The sequence below is a fragment of the Metabacillus indicus LMG 22858 genome (assembly GCF_000708755.2).
Taxonomy (GTDB): Bacteria; Bacillota; Bacilli; order Bacillales; family Bacillaceae; genus Bacillus_P; species Bacillus_P indicus.
Map to the genome: position 1 here is coordinate 259266 of NZ_JGVU02000005.1, position 18489 is coordinate 277754.

16 protein-coding genes are annotated in these 18489 nt (G+C 46.4%); 15 read left to right on the forward strand and 1 reads right to left on the reverse strand.

Annotation, left to right across the window (positions count from 1 at the left end):
* Window positions 1-15: 15 nt before the first annotated feature.
* The 7 genes from AZ46_RS14155 to AZ46_RS14185 all read left to right on the forward strand — a co-directional run bounded on the left by AZ46_RS14155 (window position 16) and on the right by AZ46_RS14185 (window position 9596).
* Window positions 16-1155 carry an acyl-CoA dehydrogenase gene (locus tag AZ46_RS14155; protein WP_029283266.1) on the forward strand — a complete coding sequence of 380 codons (1140 nt, stop codon included), beginning with the start codon at window positions 16-18 and terminating at the stop codon, window positions 1153-1155.
* A 244-nt stretch (window positions 1156-1399) separates the two neighbouring features.
* Window positions 1400-2539, forward strand: coding sequence for an acyl-CoA dehydrogenase (locus AZ46_RS14160; protein WP_029283268.1), 1140 nt, complete (start codon window positions 1400-1402; stop codon window positions 2537-2539).
* A 27-nt stretch (window positions 2540-2566) separates the two neighbouring features.
* Entirely contained in the window at window positions 2567-3205 is a 639-nt protein-coding gene (locus AZ46_RS14165) for a TetR/AcrR family transcriptional regulator (protein WP_029283270.1), read from the forward strand.
* A 25-nt stretch (window positions 3206-3230) separates the two neighbouring features.
* Window positions 3231-6494 carry a fused isobutyryl-CoA mutase/GTPase IcmF gene (gene icmF / locus AZ46_RS14170; RefSeq protein ID WP_029283272.1) on the forward strand — a complete coding sequence of 1088 codons (3264 nt, stop codon included), beginning with the start codon at window positions 3231-3233 and terminating at the stop codon, window positions 6492-6494.
* A 625-nt stretch (window positions 6495-7119) separates the two neighbouring features.
* Window positions 7120-8136 (forward strand): ATP-grasp domain-containing protein, encoded by a 1017-nt coding sequence (locus AZ46_RS14175; RefSeq protein ID WP_029283274.1) that lies wholly within the window; start codon window positions 7120-7122, stop codon window positions 8134-8136.
* A 202-nt stretch (window positions 8137-8338) separates the two neighbouring features.
* The gene (locus tag AZ46_RS14180; protein ID WP_029283276.1) at window positions 8339-8944 is read left to right on the forward strand and encodes a TerD family protein; all 606 of its coding nucleotides are present in this window, start codon (window positions 8339-8341) and stop codon (window positions 8942-8944) included.
* 73 nt (window positions 8945-9017) lie between these two features.
* Window positions 9018-9596 (forward strand): TerD family protein, encoded by a 579-nt coding sequence (locus AZ46_RS14185; protein WP_029283278.1) that lies wholly within the window; start codon window positions 9018-9020, stop codon window positions 9594-9596.
* Here the strand turns inward: AZ46_RS14185 and AZ46_RS21975 are convergent.
* Entirely contained in the window at window positions 9593-9736 is a 144-nt protein-coding gene (locus AZ46_RS21975; RefSeq protein ID WP_161781215.1) for a hypothetical protein, read from the reverse strand. The two genes, AZ46_RS14185 and AZ46_RS21975, sit on opposite strands and share 4 nt — an antisense overlap.
* Before the next feature lie 161 nt (window positions 9737-9897).
* Here AZ46_RS21975 and AZ46_RS14190 point away from each other — a divergent pair, with 161 nt between their 5' ends.
* From AZ46_RS14190 to rpoE, 8 genes are all read left to right on the forward strand, one after another.
* On the forward strand, window positions 9898-11115 hold the full coding sequence (locus AZ46_RS14190) for an HpcH/HpaI aldolase/citrate lyase family protein (RefSeq protein ID WP_029283280.1): 1218 nt from the start codon (window positions 9898-9900) through the stop codon (window positions 11113-11115).
* Complete coding sequence (locus tag AZ46_RS14195; RefSeq protein ID WP_029283282.1) at window positions 11054-12427, forward strand: phosphoribosyltransferase family protein; 1374 nt, start codon at window positions 11054-11056, stop codon at window positions 12425-12427. Before AZ46_RS14190 ends, AZ46_RS14195 begins: the two co-directional genes overlap by 62 nt.
* Complete coding sequence (locus tag AZ46_RS14200; RefSeq protein WP_029283284.1) at window positions 12420-13538, forward strand: cysteine protease StiP family protein; 1119 nt, start codon at window positions 12420-12422, stop codon at window positions 13536-13538. The genes AZ46_RS14195 and AZ46_RS14200 overlap by 8 nt, the downstream gene beginning before the upstream one ends.
* Window positions 13539-13549: 11 nt before the next feature.
* The gene (locus AZ46_RS14205; RefSeq protein WP_029283286.1) at window positions 13550-14362 is read left to right on the forward strand and encodes an HAD family hydrolase; all 813 of its coding nucleotides are present in this window, start codon (window positions 13550-13552) and stop codon (window positions 14360-14362) included.
* A 90-nt stretch (window positions 14363-14452) separates the two neighbouring features.
* Complete coding sequence (locus tag AZ46_RS22085) at window positions 14453-14668, forward strand: helix-turn-helix domain-containing protein (RefSeq protein WP_051827358.1); 216 nt, start codon at window positions 14453-14455, stop codon at window positions 14666-14668.
* A 33-nt stretch (window positions 14669-14701) separates the two neighbouring features.
* Window positions 14702-16303: a YceG family protein gene (locus tag AZ46_RS14215; protein ID WP_029283290.1), complete on the forward strand. Its 1602-nt coding sequence runs from the start codon at window positions 14702-14704 to the stop codon at window positions 16301-16303.
* A gap of 73 nt (window positions 16304-16376) precedes the next feature.
* Window positions 16377-17462 (forward strand): toxic anion resistance protein, encoded by a 1086-nt coding sequence (locus AZ46_RS14220; protein ID WP_029283292.1) that lies wholly within the window; start codon window positions 16377-16379, stop codon window positions 17460-17462.
* A 432-nt stretch (window positions 17463-17894) separates the two neighbouring features.
* On the forward strand, window positions 17895-18443 hold the full coding sequence (rpoE, locus tag AZ46_RS14225) for a DNA-directed RNA polymerase subunit delta (protein WP_029283294.1): 549 nt from the start codon (window positions 17895-17897) through the stop codon (window positions 18441-18443).
* Window positions 18444-18489 lie beyond the last annotated feature (46 nt).

Sequence of the window (18489 nt, forward strand, 5' to 3'; positions counted from 1 at the left end):
ACAGGGGGACGGGATATGAATATTCGCTTCACGGAAGAACAGGAAATGATGAGGAAAATGGTCAGGGATTTTGCCCAGGCTGAAATTGAACCGTTTGTCGAAAGGATGGAAAAGGGAGAATTCCCCCGGGACATTCTCCGGAAAATGGGATCTCTCGGCCTGATGGGTATCCCTGTGCCGGAACAGTACGGCGGAGCCGGAATGGACTTTACGTCCTACATCATCGCCATCCATGAACTTTCAAAGGTCAGTGCGACAGTCGGGGTCATCCTGAGCGTCCATACATCGGTCGGAACAAATCCAATCCTTTATTTCGGAACGGAAGAGCAGAAAAACAAGTACATTCCAAAGCTTGCAAGCGGCGAGTACCTCGGCGCATTCTGCCTGACTGAACCGGGATCAGGATCTGATGCAGGCAGCCTCAAAACAAAAGCAGTCAAAAAAGACGGCACCTACATTCTGAACGGTTCAAAGGTATTTATTACAAACGGCGGGGAAGCAGACACGTACATTGTTTTCGCTTCTACGAACGCTGAGGCGGGCCTAAAAGGGATTTCTGCATTTATCGTCGAGAAAAACACAAAAGGACTTGTCATCGGAAAAGACGAACATAAAATGGGGCTGTACGGTTCAAGAACGGTTCAGCTTTCGTTTGAAGATGCTGAAGTGCCTGCTGAAAATCTGCTCGGCGAAGAAGGCGAAGGCTTCAAAATTGCGATGGCCAACCTTGATGTCGGGCGCATCGGAATTGCTGCCCAGTCGCTCGGTATTGCCCAGGCCGCCCTTGAAAAATCGATTGAATATGCTAAAGAGCGCGTCCAGTTTGGAAGGCCGATCTCATTCCGGCAGGGAATCGGCTTCAAGCTTGCCGACATGGCGACAGCCGTCGAGGCATCAGAACTGCTCACCTACAGAGCGGCATTCATGAGAGAGAACGGCATGCCATGCGGCAAAGAAGCATCCATGGCAAAGCTGTTCGCATCCAAAACAGCCATGGAAACAGCAACAGAAGCCATCCAGGTCTTCGGCGGCTACGGCTACACAAAAGACTACCCCGTCGAACGCTACTTCCGCGATGCCAAAGTCTGCGAAATCTACGAAGGCACAAGCGAGATTCAAAGAATCGTCATCAGCAAGCATTTAACTAAGGGGTAAAGCAGAAGGATATTTTCGTAAAGGTGGACGCTTTCTGTTTGCACTTGCACAATAGTGGATTGCAGCGGAAGGAACTTGACTCCTGCGGGATGAAGAGGGAATGGGAGACCCCGCAGGCTGGCCGAGGAGGCTCCCATCCCTCCCCGCGGAAAGCAAGTTCCTGGAGCGGAAAGGAACGATTCCAGAACACCAAATTAACAATGCTGAATTAACAACCAATAAATGAACACGGGAGATGAACGCAATGTTTTTCAAACTGTCAGATGAACATGAAATGATCCGCAAAATGGTAAGAGATTTCGCTAAAAACGAGGTTGAGCCTACAGCTGCAGAACGCGACGAAGAAGAGCGCTTCGACCGTGAGCTGTTCGACAAAATGGCTGAACTAGGCCTGACAGGAATCCCATGGCCGGAAGAGTACGGCGGCATCGGCAGCGACTACCTGGCATACGTCATAGCCGTAGAAGAACTTTCAAGAGTGTGCGCTTCCATCGGAGTAACACTTTCTGCCCACACATCGCTTGCAGGCTGGCCGGTTTACAAATTCGGTACAGAAGAGCAAAAACAAAAGTACTTAAAACCAATGGCACAAGGAGAGAAAATCGGCGCTTACGGACTGACAGAGCCCGGTTCCGGATCAGACGCCGGCGGCATGAGAACAACTGCCAAACTGAACGGCGATCATTATGTGCTTAACGGATCGAAAATTTTCATCACAAACGGCGGCATAGCAGATACGTATGTTGTTTTTGCCGTCACAGATCCTTCAAGCAAGCATAAAGGAACGAGTGCATTCATTGTCGAGAAGGATTTTAAAGGCTTCTCCGTCGGCAAAAAAGAAAGCAAGCTCGGCATCCGCTCATCACCTACAACCGAAATCATGTTTGAAGACTGCATCGTTCCAAAAGAAAACCTTCTTGGTCAAGAAGGAGAAGGCTTTAAAATTGCCATGATGACTCTTGACGGCGGCCGAAACGGCATCGCAGCCCAGGCTGTCGGAATCGCACAGGGAGCCCTTGATGCATCTGTTGCCTATGCAAAAGAGCGCCAGCAGTTCGGCAAGCCGATTGCGCAGCAGCAGGGTATCGGCTTTAAACTTGCTGATATGGCGACAACGATTGAAGCATCGCGTCTATTAACCTATCAGGCTGCATGGCTTGAGTCTGAGGGCCTTCCGTACGGAAAAGAATCGGCCATGTCCAAACTGTTTGCCGGAGATACGGCTATGAAAGTCACGACAGAAGCGGTTCAGGTATTCGGCGGCTACGGCTATACGAAAGATTATCCGGTTGAACGCTACATGAGAGATGCGAAGATTACCCAGATCTATGAAGGCACTCAGGAGATTCAGAGACTTGTCATTTCGCGCATGCTGACAAAATAAAAGGCCAAAACAGGGAGGCGGTGGAACATGTCTAAACGGGAAGTGCATGCCTCTGTCAAAGACGAGAGGCTTGTGGAAAAGCGGCGTGACCAGATGATTAAAGGGGCGGTTCATCTTTTTAAACAAAAGGGATTCCACCGCACAACCACAAGGGAAATTGCCAAAGCGGCAGGCTTCAGCATCGGCACGCTCTACGAATATATCAGGCAGAAGGAAGACGTCCTCTACCTGGTCTGCGATACGATCTATGATCAGGTGCGCGACCGGCTGGAGAAAAACATCGACATGAAGCTTGGAACGATTGAGAGTCTCAAGCTTGCCATCGCAAACTACTTCAGAGTGGTGGATGAGATGCAGGATGAGGTTCTCGTTATGTACCAGGAAGCGAAGTCACTGTCCCGTGACGCGCTTCCTTATGTGCTTCAAAAAGAAATTGAAATGGTCGGGATGTTTGAAAAGGTGATAGCAGGCTGTGCGGATAAAGGGGAAATCTCGCTTACAGCAACGGAAAGACAGCTGCTTGCCCACAACATCTTCGTTCAGGGACAGATGTGGGGCTTCAGAAGGTGGGCCCTTCAGAGGAACTATACGCTTGAGGAATACATTGAAGTTCAGACCAAGCTGATTCTGCGGGGGATACAAAAAAGCGGAAATCAGCCGGAATAACGACAATAAAGGGGATGCGGCCAGCATGCATACAAAGGAAACCTATAAACCGAAACATGCCGTTCGTTTTGTAACGGCATCCAGTTTGTTTGACGGACACGATGCATCGATCAATATTATGAGGAGAATTCTCCAGGCGAGCGGCGCAGAAGTCATTCACCTCGGCCATAACCGTTCGGTTGAAGAGATCGTCAATGCAGCGATCCAGGAAGACGCTCAGGGCATCGCCATTTCTTCTTATCAGGGCGGGCACGTGGAGTTTTTTAAATATATGTATGACCTTTTAAAAGAAAGAGGAGCTTCGCATATCAGGCTTTACGGCGGAGGCGGCGGGGTTATCCTTCCGCGTGAAATCAAAGAGCTTCATGAGTACGGGATTGCTCGCATTTTTTCTCCTGAGGACGGGAGAGAGCTCGGTCTGCAGGGCATGATTGAACTCATGATGAAAGAATGCGATTTCCAGACAGCTGCAAAGCTTGAGGATGAGATGGAGAAGCTGAAAACAGGCGATGCCGGAGCAATCGCAAAACTGATCACGGTTGCTGAATCGCAAATCGGCAGCAGGCAGGAAGCGGCAGCGGCAGCAGAAAAAGTCATTTCAGAGGTCAAGCAGCTTTCATCTGATGCACCTGTCCTTGGGATTACCGGTACCGGCGGAGCAGGAAAAAGTTCACTGACTGATGAATTAATCAGACGTTTTTTAAATGAAGTGCCTGAAATTAAGATTGCCGTCATTTCCATTGACCCGACAAAACAGAAAACAGGCGGAGCTCTTCTTGGTGACAGAATCAGGATGAATGCGATTTTCTCACCGCGCGTGTATATGAGAAGTCTTGCGACGAGACAGTCAAGATCAGAACTGTCGCTTGCCATCCATGATGCCATCGCCGTTGTGAAAGCAGCCGGCTATGATTTGATTATTGTAGAAACGAGCGGAATCGGGCAGGGGGATGCTGCCATCACTGAGATTTGCGACATGTCCATGTATGTCATGACAAGCGAATTCGGTGCGCCTTCCCAGCTTGAAAAAATCGACATGATCGACTACGCGGACTTGATTGTCATCAATAAATTTGAACGTAAAGGATCACAGGATGCAAAGCGCCAGGTGCAAAAGCAGTACCAGCGCAGCCATATGCTGTTTGAAAGTCCGGCTGAGGATCTTCCGGTTTACGGAACGATTGCAAGCCAGTTCAACGATCCCGGCACAAACACCCTGTTTGTAGCCCTGCTTGACCTTATCAACAAAAAGAAAAATAAAAACTGGTCTTCAAGTCTGCCTATTGTCAAAGATGTTGAAAAACAGAATGTCATCATTCCGACAGACCGCCGCTACTATTTAAGAGAAATCAGCGAATCTGTCCGGAACTACCACAAAAGTGCCGAATATCAGGCTGATACTGCCAGAAGACTGTTCCAGATTCAGGGCGCCATTGAGAGTGTCAAAGAGGAGAACGGGGCACCTGAGGTGATTGCCTCACTTGAAGCGATTAAAAAGAAAACGGAAGAGGAACTTTCTCCGGAATCAAAGCGGATCCTTGAAGGCTGGGGAGAGCTCAGGGAGAAATATGAAACGGATCAGTTTGTGACAAAAATCCGCGACAGAGAAATTGTGACATCATTAAAGACGGTTTCCCTGTCAGGACTCGCCATCCCGAAAGTCTCGCTTCCAAAATACAAAGACTACGGGGAAATTCTAAAGTGGGTCTACAAAGAAAATGTACCTGGAGCATTCCCGTATACAGCCGGCGTTTTCCCGTTCAAGCGGGCGGAAGAAGATCCGAAGCGGCAGTTTGCAGGGGAAGGAACGCCGGAACGGACGAACCGCCGTTTTCATTACCTTTCAAAGGATGACCCGGCAAAACGCCTGAGTACTGCGTTCGACTCTGTTACGCTTTACGGAGAAGACCCTGCATACCGTCCTGACATCTACGGGAAAATCGGCGAGAGCGGAGTCAGCATCTGTACGCTTGATGACATGAAAAAGCTGTATGCAGGCTTTGATTTGTGCGCACCGGCCACATCTGTATCAATGACAATCAATGGACCTGCGCCAATCATTCTTGCCATGTTCATGAACACGGCCATTGCCCAGCAGGCCGAAAAGCAGCGGACAGAGCTTGGACGCGAGCTGACAGTAGAAGAGATGGGGCAGGTGAAGGAAAGAACCCTTCAAACCGTCCGCGGAACGGTTCAGGCGGATATTCTGAAAGAAGACCAGGGACAGAATACCTGCATCTTCTCAACAGAATTCGCCCTGAAAATGATGGGGGATATCCAGGAGTACTTTATCAATGAAAAAGTGAGAAACTATTACTCTGTCTCCATTTCCGGGTATCATATTGCAGAAGCGGGAGCGAACCCGATTTCACAGCTTGCGTTTACACTCGCAAACGGGTTTACGTATGTCGAATACTATTTAAGCAGAGGCATGAAAATCGATGACTTTGCGCCGAACCTCTCATTCTTTTTCAGCAACGGCCTTGATCCGGAATACACCGTCATCGGACGTGTGGCACGCCGCATCTGGTCAACCGTTATGAGGGAAAAATACGGGGCAAACGAACGGAGCCAGAAGCTGAAATATCATGTTCAGACATCCGGCCGTTCCCTGCACGCCCAGGAAATCGACTTTAACGATATCCGCACAACGCTGCAGGCTCTAATGGCTCTTCAGGATAACTGCAACTCTCTGCACACAAATGCGTACGATGAAGCTATCACGACACCGACAGAAGAATCGGTCCGCAGAGCCATGGCCATTCAGCTCATCATCACAAAAGAGCACGGACTCGCCAAAAACGAAAATCCGCTGCAGGGCTCCTTCATCATTGAAGAACTGACAGACCTAGTAGAAGAAGCTGTCCTTAAAGAATTCGACAGCATCAACGAGCGCGGCGGAGTGCTTGGAGCAATGGAAACCCAGTATCAGCGCGGAAAGATCCAGGATGAATCCATGTACTATGAAATGCAGAAGCATTCAGGGGAACTCCCGATCATCGGCGTCAACACGTATATCAATCCGAACAAGCCATCTGAAGATTCCGTTGACAACATGGAAGTAGCCAGGGCATCTAAAGAAGAAAAAGAAACACAGATTCAAAACTTGAAAGCATTCCAGGAACGCAATGCCGCACAAGCTGATGCAGCCATCGAAAGACTGAAGCAGGCTGCCATCCACAACCAGAACATCTTTGCTGAACTGATGGAGACCGTCAACTATGCAAGTCTCGGCCAGATCACGCAGGCATTATATGAAGTAGGCGGACAGTACCGCAGAAATATGTAGGAACAGGAAGCTCCCCGGTTTAGCGGGGAGTTTTTTTGTGATAGGAGATTACTGATTTTGGAGAATGGTGCCATCAAGAAGAGAAATTCTTGGGTTGATGGCACTTATCCGGGAGAACAGAACCATCAAAAGGGAGAATGATTTGGTTGGTGGCACTTATCGGGGAGAACGGTACCATCAAAAAGAAGAATGTTCTGGTTGATGGCACTTATCGGGGAGAATAGAACCATCAAAAGGAAGAATGTATTGGTTGATGGCACTTATCGGGGAGAATAGAACCATCAAAAGGAAGAATGTATTGGTTGATGGTACTTATAAGGGAGAACGGTACCATCAAAAGGAAGAATGTACTGGTTGATGGCACTTATAAAGGAGAACGGTACCATCAAAAGGAAGAATGTTCTGGTTGATGGTACTTATCCGGGAGAGCAGTACCATCAAAAAGAAGAATGTTTTGTTTGATGGCACTAATAGGGAAGAATAGAACCATCAAAAGGAAGAATTACAGGATTGATGCCACTAATCCCAAAGATATTTTTTCCCAATGACTTATCTTCCCGTTTTATGTAAAATGAAAGAAATAGAAAACTTCGGACTGTTCCGAAGAGAGGGGTTTTTCTGAAAAATGAGTACATATAAAATCTGGTTCAACCGCTGGTTCTCGGTTGCCTATCATTACATTGACATGATCCGGAATAATGAAGACGGGATTAAGTTTGAAGTGTACGGCACACACCCGGATGCTGACCATGTCATGCTTGCAAACTGCGATTACTCAGAGGTTGAGCCCAAGTTTGATACAGACGGGGAGTACGTTCAGTACTGCCTGGATTTCTGCCGTAAACATGGCATTCAGCTGTTCGTTCCAAGATATAAAATGCTGCCGATTGCAAAAGCGCTGGACAAGTTTGAAGAGCTCGGTGTAAAGGTATTAGTCAATAGAGACGCTGAGCTGCTTGAGGCAATAGATAATAAAGATGATTTTTACGAGATTTGCAGGGAAAAGGGCTTGTTTGAGATCCCTTCCTTTTATACAGCAAAAACACCTGAAGAATTCAAGGATACATATGAAAAATTGAAGAACGAAGGACTTGGCGTCTGCTATAAGCCTGTGGTCGGAGAGGGAGGATACGGGTTTAGAATCATTGATGACAATGTTGATCCCCTTAAAGAAGTGATGGCGCCGAGCTACCGGATTCCGTTTCAGAGAGTCTATGACGGGCTGAAGGCTGCCGGAGAGTTCCCGGAGCTTATGGTCATGGAGTTTCTCGAAGGAGAAGAATACAGCATTGACTGCCTTGCCAAAAGCGGCGAACTCATCGCAGCGGTGCCTCGCAGGAAAGGCGGAGGAAGAATCCGGATTCTTGAAAACAACAAAGAATTAATCGAGCTTGCAGAGGCTTTCACTGAGGAGTTTAAGCTGGACTACATTTTTAATATCCAGGTCAAATATAACCAGGGGCTTCCGAAGCTGCTTGAAATCAATCCGCGGATGTCGGGCGGCCTGTATTTCAGCTGCCTCTCCGGAGTGAACTTCCCGTATCTGGCTGTAAAACTGCTGCTCGGCGAAAAAGTAGAAAAGCAGGAGACAAAGCTTGATATAAAAGCAACTTTCCTGGAAAAGGAAATTATTTTATCTTAGCTTCTATGAAACTTTTCCTCTTTTAAAACGTATGAAATAGTGCGGACCTGTAAAAGGTTTTTAGTTGAAATTTGCTCAGATATTGGTAGTATAAGACTTGTGGTCACGTTATCGTGACAATAGACCGAATAATACATAAAGAAGTATGGCTCAGGTCTCTGTTTGCAAGTTTCCCCATTACCCAGAAAGGGAGAGTGAAGAAATGGCAATTACACTGCAAAAGGGTCAGAAAATCGATCTGACAAAAGGAAATGCCGGTCTTAAAAATATCATGGTCGGACTAGGATGGGATCCTGTCCAGCAAAAAAGCGGCGGGCTTTTTGGCGGACTCTTCGGAGGCGGCGGAAGCAACGTTGACTGCGATGCTTCAGTATTGATGCTTGATGAAAACGACCGTCTGCTTGATAAAAAGAGCGTCATTTATTTTGGCAACCTGACAAGCAAATGCGGTTCAGTTAAACATACCGGAGACAACCTGACAGGAGACGGCGATGGAGACGATGAGCAAGTGCTGATCGATCTGAGCAAGGTTCCTGCAAATGTTCACAAACTTGTGTTTGTTGTAAACATCTATCAGGCTGTCCAAAGAAAACAGCATTTCGGCATGATTCAAAATGCCTTTATCCGTGTAGTGGATTCTGCAAGCCGCACAGAGCTTGTACACTATAACTTAAGCGACAATTACTCAGATATGACATCCCTTATCCCGGGAGAAATCTACCGTCATGGCGGCGAGTGGAAATTCGCAGCAGTCGGTTCTGGAACAAAAGACGCTTCTATTACAGAAATTGCAAACCGTCACGCATAATTTCTTTCCGGAATCCTGACACGGGATTCTGAAAGACATAAAAAATAACAGGATAAAAGGAGTCGAATTCAAAATGGCAATCAGCTTATCTAAAGGTCAGAAAATCGATTTAACAAAAACAAACCCTGGTTTAACAAAAGTATTGGTCGGTCTTGGCTGGGATACTAACAAGTATGACGGCGGAAATGACTTTGACCTTGACACATCTGTTTTCTTATTGGATGAAAACGGCAAAGCAGCAAGCGAAGCAGATTTCATTTTTTACAACAACCTTGTTGGCGGAAACGGATCAGTTGAGCATACTGGCGACAACCGTACAGGCGAAGGTTCTGGTGACGATGAAGTCATCAAAGTTAACCTTTCACAAGTTCCTGCTTCTATCAGCAAAATTGCGTTCACAATCACAATTCATGATGCAGAAGCACGCAGCCAGAACTTTGGACAAGTTTCCAATGCTTACGTACGCATCCTGAACGAAGACAGCAACTCAGAGCTTATCCGCTATGACTTGGGAGAAGACTTCTCTATTGAGACTGCAGTCGTTGTAGGCGAACTTTACCGTCACGGCGCAGAGTGGAAATTCAATGCAATCGGAAGCGGCTACCAGGGCGGTCTTGGTTCACTTGTAAAAGACTACGGCTTGGACGTTTAATTGCAGAAGTGTAAATAAACATGAAGGGGTGCGTTGTTTTTATAAAACAACGCGCCTTTTTCAAAGCTTTGAAAGAACAGCAAGGCGGCGAATCGCCCGGCCATCCGGGCGATTCCGCTTTTAATAGTGTCCAGCTCCACCTTCCAGCTCCTCCGCCAGAACAAAATCCCCCAAAAAGTCTAAAAGCGGACTTTTCGGGTGATTTCTTTTCTGTCTGTCGGAGCTAAACGGAAGGTTCCGCTTTTAATAAGGCATTTACCACTTAGTACATCACGCACGGTCCCTGAATGGAGGAACAATCTTGAAACATTTTCAGTATTTAAGCAAGGAAAAACGCAGCGAGATTTTTTTATATGAGCCGATTCACTTTTCTAAGGAGACCGAACGGGAAATGCTTGCCTATGCTCTGGGCGCTACTCTTTATATGCCTGGCAGCCGGACAGCCATTGCAGGAGATGTACTATCTGGTAAATTTCTTAATGGAAAGCACGAAGGGCTGACATCGATGGTCATTTGTCTTGAAGATTCCATCGGCGATACAGAAGTTGAGACAGCAGAAGCAAATACCGTCAGCCAAATCGGGACTATTTCAGACAGTGTGCTGAAAGGGCAGTTTGACCAGAGAAATCTTCCGCTTATTTTTATCAGAATCAGAAGCCGGGAACAGATGCAGCGGGTGGCCCGGAAGCTTAAGCATCACATTCAGCTGATCAGCGGATTTGTCTTTCCGAAATTCACATCTGAAAACGGAAGAGGGTATTACACGGCGCTGCAGGAAATCGCATCCGATTCTTCTGTGACGCTTTACGGAATGCCGATTCTTGAAACAAAAGAAATTATTTATAAAGAAACACGGATGAACGAACTGCTTGGCATTAAAGCGATTCTTGATGATTTTTATGAGTATGTGCTGAATGTAAGGCTTGGAGGCACAGACTTGTCCGGTCTGTTTGGAATCAGGCGAAGCAGGGATACGACCATCTACGATATTTCAGTTATCAGGGACTGCATTACAGACATTATCAATGTTTTCGGCCGCTGTGAAAAAGAGTACGTCATCTCAGGTCCGGTGTGGGAGTATTTTGGGGGCGGACAGCGGATTTTAAAGCCGCAGATCAGACAAACCCCTTTCCAGCAGGCATATGGCCATGAAGGACTTGAATTCAGAGCGAATCTCATCGACCGTTATGACGACGGACTTATTCATGAAATCGTTCTGGATAATACGAACGGGCTTGTAGGAAAAACAATCATACATCCGCTTCATATTAAAATCGTCAATGCGCTGAACGCGGTCACAAGAGAGGAATATTTGGACGCATCCTCCATCCTCGATCAGGCGCAGTCCTACAACGGTGTGATCCGAAGCGAATTTTCAAACAAAATGAACGAAATTAAACCCCATTACAATTGGGCGCGGAAAATCATCTTGAAATCTAAACTATACGGGGTGTTCCATGAGCAGCAATCATTTATCGACCTTATCAGCGAAACCGCAAACGAACAGCTATACATTTGACCTGCTTGGTCAGCTTTCAGTAGACATCGAATTGACCGGAAATCCTTATTTTCTTCCGCTGGACAGGCTCTTTCAGATGGCAGCGCGCATTAACAAAAAGCGCTCGTTTCTGTTTGTCAGCACCGTTCTCGGCAAGCATATTCCCGTTGATCCTTCGCTTGCACTTCTTACTGGTCAGGCGCTTGCAGCCAGATACATGGAAGTCGTTGAGGCACAAACGCATCCGGAGCGGGATCAGATTCTTGCAGGTTTGATGGGCGGACAGGTAAAGAAAAGCGAATACCGTCATGCATTAGCTGAACCGGCTTTATTTATCGGGTTTGCAGAAACAGCGACAGCTCTTGGACACGCGGTATTTGAGAACTTCAGAAATGCAGCTTTTTTCCATACGACAAGAGAACAGGTGTCTGAAATGACTTCTATTATTAACTTTGAAGAAGAGCACTCGCATGCCACTTCACACCGGTGCTATGTGGATGAAAAGCTTTTTGCTGACACCCGTCCGATTGTTCTTGTTGACGATGAAGTCACAACAGGCAAAACGGCGCTGAATATCATTGAATCCATTCAGGAAAAATTCCCGCGCAGCGAATATACAGTCGTATCCATCCTCGACTGGCGTTCAGAGGAAGATCAAAAGAGATTCAGAGATACAGAGAAACGGCTCGGCATTACCATTCATGAGGTTTCCCTTGTAACGGGACTGATTACAGCAAATGGAGATCCGGTTTCAGAAAGCAAATCCCAAAGCGAATCCCTGTCTTCACGTGATGCAGAAATTACGCAGATCGTCATTTCTCCGGAAGAAGGCGACCTTACGTCATGTGCGTCAGAGCAGCTGTCTTCACCCTATGTGACGCATACGGGAAGGTTCGGTCTGACTGATGCAGAGCAATTGGAGGCAGATATTTATTGCCTGAAGGCTGCAGCGAGGCTGCGCGAAGCCAGAAAAGGAAAAAGAACTCTTTGTCTCGGTACAGGTGAGTTTATGTACATTCCGATGAAAACAGCCTCTTACATGGGGGACGGCATCTTCTATCAGTCTACGACAAGAAGCCCGATTCACCCTGTGAGCAGGGAAGATTATGCCGTGAAAAGCGCGTTCCCGTTTTCAAATCCTGAAGACGGGGAAACAGCAAACTTTTTCTACAATGTCACAGAGGGCCAGTACGATGAAGTTTTTGTCTTCTTCGAACGTTCTGTTCCTGAAGAGAGATTGCAGCCGATGCTTAATCAGCTGAAATCTGTTATTCCGGTCATTCATTTTGTTTATTTCAGTACAAACCAAAAAGGAAGTGCATCTGATGAGTAAGGTGGAGCAGCAATTGCCGAAGCCGGCAGCAATGGGAAGTTATTCAGAAAAGGACGTTGTTTTCCTGCTGAAGGACTTGAGCCAAATTAGTCTTGAAAAATCAACACTCGAACGGGAACAGGCTGTTCAGAGCGGAACACATTATTCTGAGATGCTTCCAATTGAATATAAGCCGACTGATGAATATCTGCAGCTTTTTCACCATTCATTAGACATGTATAAACAAAAGCTTGCAGCTGCTGTTGGTACGGTGTCAGAACAGATTTTGAAACTGAAGGGGAAAAGCATCGTGCTCGTTTCGCTTGCACGTGCAGGCACTCCGGTAGGAATTCTGATGAAGCGGTACTTGCAGGAGGTGCAGCAAATCGATGTTCCTCATTACAGTGTCTCCATTGTGAGAGGGCGCGGCATTGATGCCAACGCCATGAATTATATCGCCCGGAACCATCCGGATGAAAGCGTGCAGTTTGTGGATGGCTGGACAGGAAAAGGAGCCATTACAAGAGAGCTTAGGGAAGCGATGGAGGAATTCAACAGCAAACACGGCCTTGCCATTGATGACTCGCTTGCGGTACTTGCAGATCCCGGTTATTGCACGGACATTTACGGGACAAGAGAGGATTTCCTGATTCCGAGCGCCTGCCTGAACTCAACTGTATCAGGCTTGGTCAGCAGAACGGTCCTGAATGATAACTTCATCGGTCCGGATGATTTCCATGGTGCAAAGTATTACGAGGAACTGCTGCCGGAAGACGTGTCCAATCATTTCATTGACGTAGTAGTCTCAGAGTTTCCTAATGTGAAAGAGGAGATCTCAAAGCAGGTTTCGATGCTTGATAAAGAGGACCGGACGCCGACATGGAAAGGGATTCAGGATATAAAGCAAATTCAGGACGAGTTTGGCATTGAAAACATCCACCATGTGAAGCCGGGTGTGGGAGAGACGACGCGTGTACTGCTCAGAAGAGTGCCATGGAAGATCCTTGTGAAGGATTTAGGCAATAAAGACCTCGAGCATATCTTCCTGCTGGCAAAAGAACGGAACGTCCCTGTCATCGAATATAAGAATATGTCTTACTCATGCTGCGGGATTATTAAGCCCTTAAACTAGGAGGTACTGCTGTGATTTTTGCAAGTGATCTGGATCAGACGCTCATTTATTCGAGAAGATCGTTCCGTGAACCGGTTGGCGAAGAGGATATTCAATTGATTGAAACTCTCGACGGCCAGGAAATTTCGTTCATGACGAAAAAAGCGATTTCCATGCTGAAGGAAATAGCCGGACAGATGACGTTTGTTCCTGTAACAACCAGAACCCCGTCCCAATACGGGCGGATCTCCATCTTTCAGCAGGAAATCCTTCCGCGCTACGCTGTAACGAGCAACGGCGGACATGTTTTCAAAGAGGGGAAGCTTGACGAAGAGTGGAAACAGCATCTTGAAGCACGCATGAAAGATGAGTGCACAAGTTTGGAGGATGTTTCCCTTAAATTTCAGGAGATTGCTTCTGATGACTGGGTGCTGAAGCAGAAAAATGCCGAGAATCTCTTTTTATACAACATTATCGAACGCGGAAATATTCCCGAGGCGCGCCTTCAGGAGTTTATTCTCTGGGCGGACCGTAACGGATGGAAGCATTCACTGCAGGGAAGAAAGCTGTATTTTGTGCCGAAACCGATCAATAAATGGGATGCCGTTGCCTATGTGAAAGAAGCTGCCGGTGCAAAAACCGTGATGACAGCCGGCGACTCCCTGCTTGACCTTTGCATGCTTGAAGAAGCCGATCTTGCCTTTTCACCGCTGCACGGCGAACTTGGCGAGTCAGGCGCAAGACTGTCAGGGGCCATTCAGAGAACGTCGAAAAATGGAATCTTCGCTTCAGAGGAAATTCTGGAAAATGTCCTGGCGAAAATCAACCCTGTCCACAGTAAATAGAAATATTTACCTGTATAAAGTGGTACAATAGAAGCAGGGTACCTATGGCTTCACGGCTGATTTTCTTCAGTTCTTATTGGAGTGAACGTCTTGGTAACAGCAGAAAAAACGAAGACCAATCTATTGGATGAAAATATAATGAGTTCCGCTCAGGCCTGCAAGGAATGGGGAATTGATGATTCTGCCCTCAGAAAAAGGGTCAATCAGTTTCCGCCGGGCACCATCCGGAAGTTCGGAAAAACATGGGTGGTTACGAGTGAAGGAATGTGCCGAGTCTTTGGCGAAAAAAGACGAAACGGAAAGTAACGTGGAGATATATTTTCAGAGGAGGGAAGAGAGATGATCAGAACATATAAGCCTGCGCCTGCAGAACATCTGGACACAGACTGGCAGACTCTTCTTTTTATGCCGCTGCCTGAGCGTCCGGATTATGTGAACACTCCCTCTGAAGTGAAAATTCCGCAAGTCGCCGTCAGGCTGCTTGGAACACCATTAACAGATGACGAATACTATCAAATGCTATTTGACCTTGTTCATCACGAAGAACTCGGTGTGCATTTTCTAAGTGAATCTCTGGATAAAAACATCCCGCAGGAAAAATTTCAGGCGATACAGAACCTGCTGCTTCTGCATAAAAACGAAAAGCTCTCCGTGAACCGGTTTGTTGCTTTTATGGACAGAGACCGCCTTCTTCCGGTTCTCTCCGATCCGGAGTTAAACCGCCACCTGCGGACTTGTGTCATTCACATGCTTTCGCGATTCTTTCTTGATAAAGCGAATGACAGCGCTGATTTCCGGCGCATCATTGTTGATTTGATTAAATGGACCTGGAACCACCTGCATCCTGAGCTGCAAAAAACAGACGGTGTCCGGCAGCCTGCGTTTTTCTGGTACGGAAATGCAACGAAAAGCGAACAGTTCTTCCTTCATTTCCTGATCCGGTTCGGATGCGATGTCATCATTGCCCATCCGGAGGGGACAGATATCCTGAAGGAGGAAGATCCGGAAGAAGCGGTCAGCAAAATCGTCCGTTTTCCGGGGACTCACGAACTGACAGCGTTTCCAAAGGTGAGGCCGGAGCGCACATCAACTGTAGCATACAAAGCTTCAAAACAAATTGACCAGGTTCTTCATTCAGACGAATCCATGCTTTATAAGCCATGGCAATTCAGAAATTATTCCCCCAATGCACGGACGCTGAAAACAACGTATGATGAACTTTTTATTCTTATAAAGGAAAGAGCATTTCTGCGTCCAGACTTTGAAGTCCGGGACAACATGGTTCATATACCCGCTATTTTCTCGAAAATCTTCGGGGTGACAAAAAACAGACGCTCATACTGGGGCAAAATTCAGGACCTCGCTGACTATGAACATGCGGCTGTCGTCAAGTACTTTCCGTTTACTTGGGAAGCTAAAGGCAATCCGCATTTTCATTACCAGAATGCCCTGAACGAAAATCAAGTGCTGCAGGCTGATAAAATGATGGGAAGCCACTGGTGGAAGTATTCAAACCTTCCGACCGGCCTTCAAAAGGGGCTGGCTGATGCGATTTCAAGGTATTGTGCTGATCCAAAGCTTAAAAGGCTGGAACAGGAAAGTCCTTATGATCTGCAGCTTTACCTGTTCAATCAGGCGATGAATATTCCGGAAAGCCTGATAAAACTGATGCAGAATTTTGATTACTCCCAGCATGTGCCCCGGCTCATTCTTTATAATAATGAAAACAATGGCTACATGACGCGCTCAGACGCTGCGATGCTTCTGCTGATGAATGAATTCGGACTGGATATCGTGATCTGCAATCCTCCCGGCCACAACGACATTGAAAATTTTGTCGATGAAAAGCATTACGACAGCCACTGGCTGGAGGAAATGAGCTTTAATGAAGTCTATCAGGAGCCGTCGAAATTCAAGAAATTCATCCGGAAAATCTTTTAAGCAGCATTATTTATGCGAGAAGAAATACCTGTTTGAACAGGCATCCAAACCATATTAAAGGAGGATTTCGCGTATGTCTCAAGTACCTGGACTCAGCAAAACGGATCAGATGGAAGAGGTTCTCGAACAAGGACCGAACAATATGAAGCTTCAGCTTCAAAAAGAGCCTGAGGTTCAAAAACTTGCAGAGAGCATTGATCACAAGAACCAGGTGGCAATCCTTGAATACGGAAAAGCACCTGCTGATGAAATTTCAGCTTTTTCAGGAAAAATCCTGAACACCATGAAGTCAAGCAGCATGGAAGAATCAAGCGCCCTCCTGAAACACCTCGGGAGAATCATGGACCGCTTTGATCCGAAAGACTTTGCCGAGCAAAAGGGCATAAAAAAATTCTTCAGCCGCGGACAGAAGCTGGTGGAGAAAATCATGTCAAAGTATCAGACAATGGGCGGCGAAATTGATAAAGTCTACCTTGAAATTGTGAAATACGAGGATGAGATGAAGCGTTCAACAAATACGCTTGAGCAGCTTTATGAACAGAATTTCAACTACTACATGGAGCTTGAAAAATACATTGTCGCCGGAGATATGAAAGCAGCTGAACTAAAGCAGCAGCTTCCGGCATTAGAAGCAAAAGCAGCGGAGGGCAACCAGCTCGCCCAAATGGAGCTTGATACGATGCGGAACTCAATTGAGGTGCTTGAACAGCGGGTCTATGATCTCGAACTTGCCAAACAGGTAGCCTACCAGTCCGCACCGCAAATCCGCCTCCTGCAAAGAGGGAACACAAAGCTGATCGGGAAAATCAATTCTGCGTTTGTCACTACGATTCCTATTTTTAAAACCGGCCTGATCAACGCCATAGCAGCCAAAAGACAGAAACTCGTCGCAGATTCAATGAACGAGCTTGAAAAGCGCACAAATGAAATGCTTCTCCGAAACGCACAAAATATATCAAAACAGAGTGTGGATATTGCAAGACTTGCAGGAAGCCCCGGCATTAAAATGGAAACAATCGAAGAAACATGGAGCATCATCCTAAAAGGCATGCACGAAACAAAAGCCATCGAAGACGAAAACAAACAGCTTCGCGAACAAGGAAGAGTGCGCCTTGAAGAACTGCAGAACAACTTTAAGCAGCTGAATAATGGCCGCTGATAGGTAACTGCAAATACTAATCCGGACTGAGGTTTAAATAGTCCGGATTTTTCTATTACCTTGCAAATTGGAAGTATTGTCGTTGGAGCCGTCAAAGTATAATGCTCAAAACTCCGGTGAACTGCAGCGGAAAGCAAGTGACTGGAGCGCAAGGGAACGGGTACAACTGAAACCAAAGTTCAACAGTCTTTTGGAAAAGACACTTTAAAAACGAGAGTCTGCGCAGTTTTGACAAAAATTATTCCATTTTATTAGAAGGAAGAAGATTAAGGTAGCATAAAGTGTTAGAATTTGTTTATAATGAATGGTATGACTTGAATACATAGGATTCGGACAGTACTAGCAATCTCACTTCCGGATTTCTTAATAGATGAGAATAGAACCTGCTCTTATCTACAAATAGATGAACGACTAGAAAGGGAGTGCCTCACTTTGAGTATTTCACAATATTCTAAGGACCAGCTTAAAGAATTGTCAATGGTTGAAGTAGCCTACGACCTGATGACTGAAAAGAAACAGCCGTACGTTTTCTTGGACCTGGTAAAAGAAATCAGCCAGATTATCGGTCTTACGAAAAGCCAGGTAGAAGATAAAATTTCACAATTCTACACAGATCTTAACATCGACGGCCGTTATATTTGTGTTGGAGAAAACACTTGGGGACTGCGCAGCTGGTACCCGTACGAGCAAATCGAAGAAGAGGTTGTGCCTGTTGCAAAACCTAAGAAGAAAAAAGCGAAAAAAGTGGTTGATGAGCTTGAGCTTGAAGACTTCGATGAAGTGGATGAAGAAGAACTTGAATACGATGACATCGAAGAGTATGAAGATGATACGGACGACGATCTAGAAGACGATGATCTCGAAGATGATGCAGAAGAAATCGACGAAGTCATTGAAGACGAAGATTTCGATCTTGACGAGGAAGAGCTTGACGAAGACCTTGATGAGGATCTTGAAGAAGACGAAGAAGAAGATAAATAATCGTCTTGACTTTAGTGGGCCAACTAGGTAGAATCTTATTTGGGCT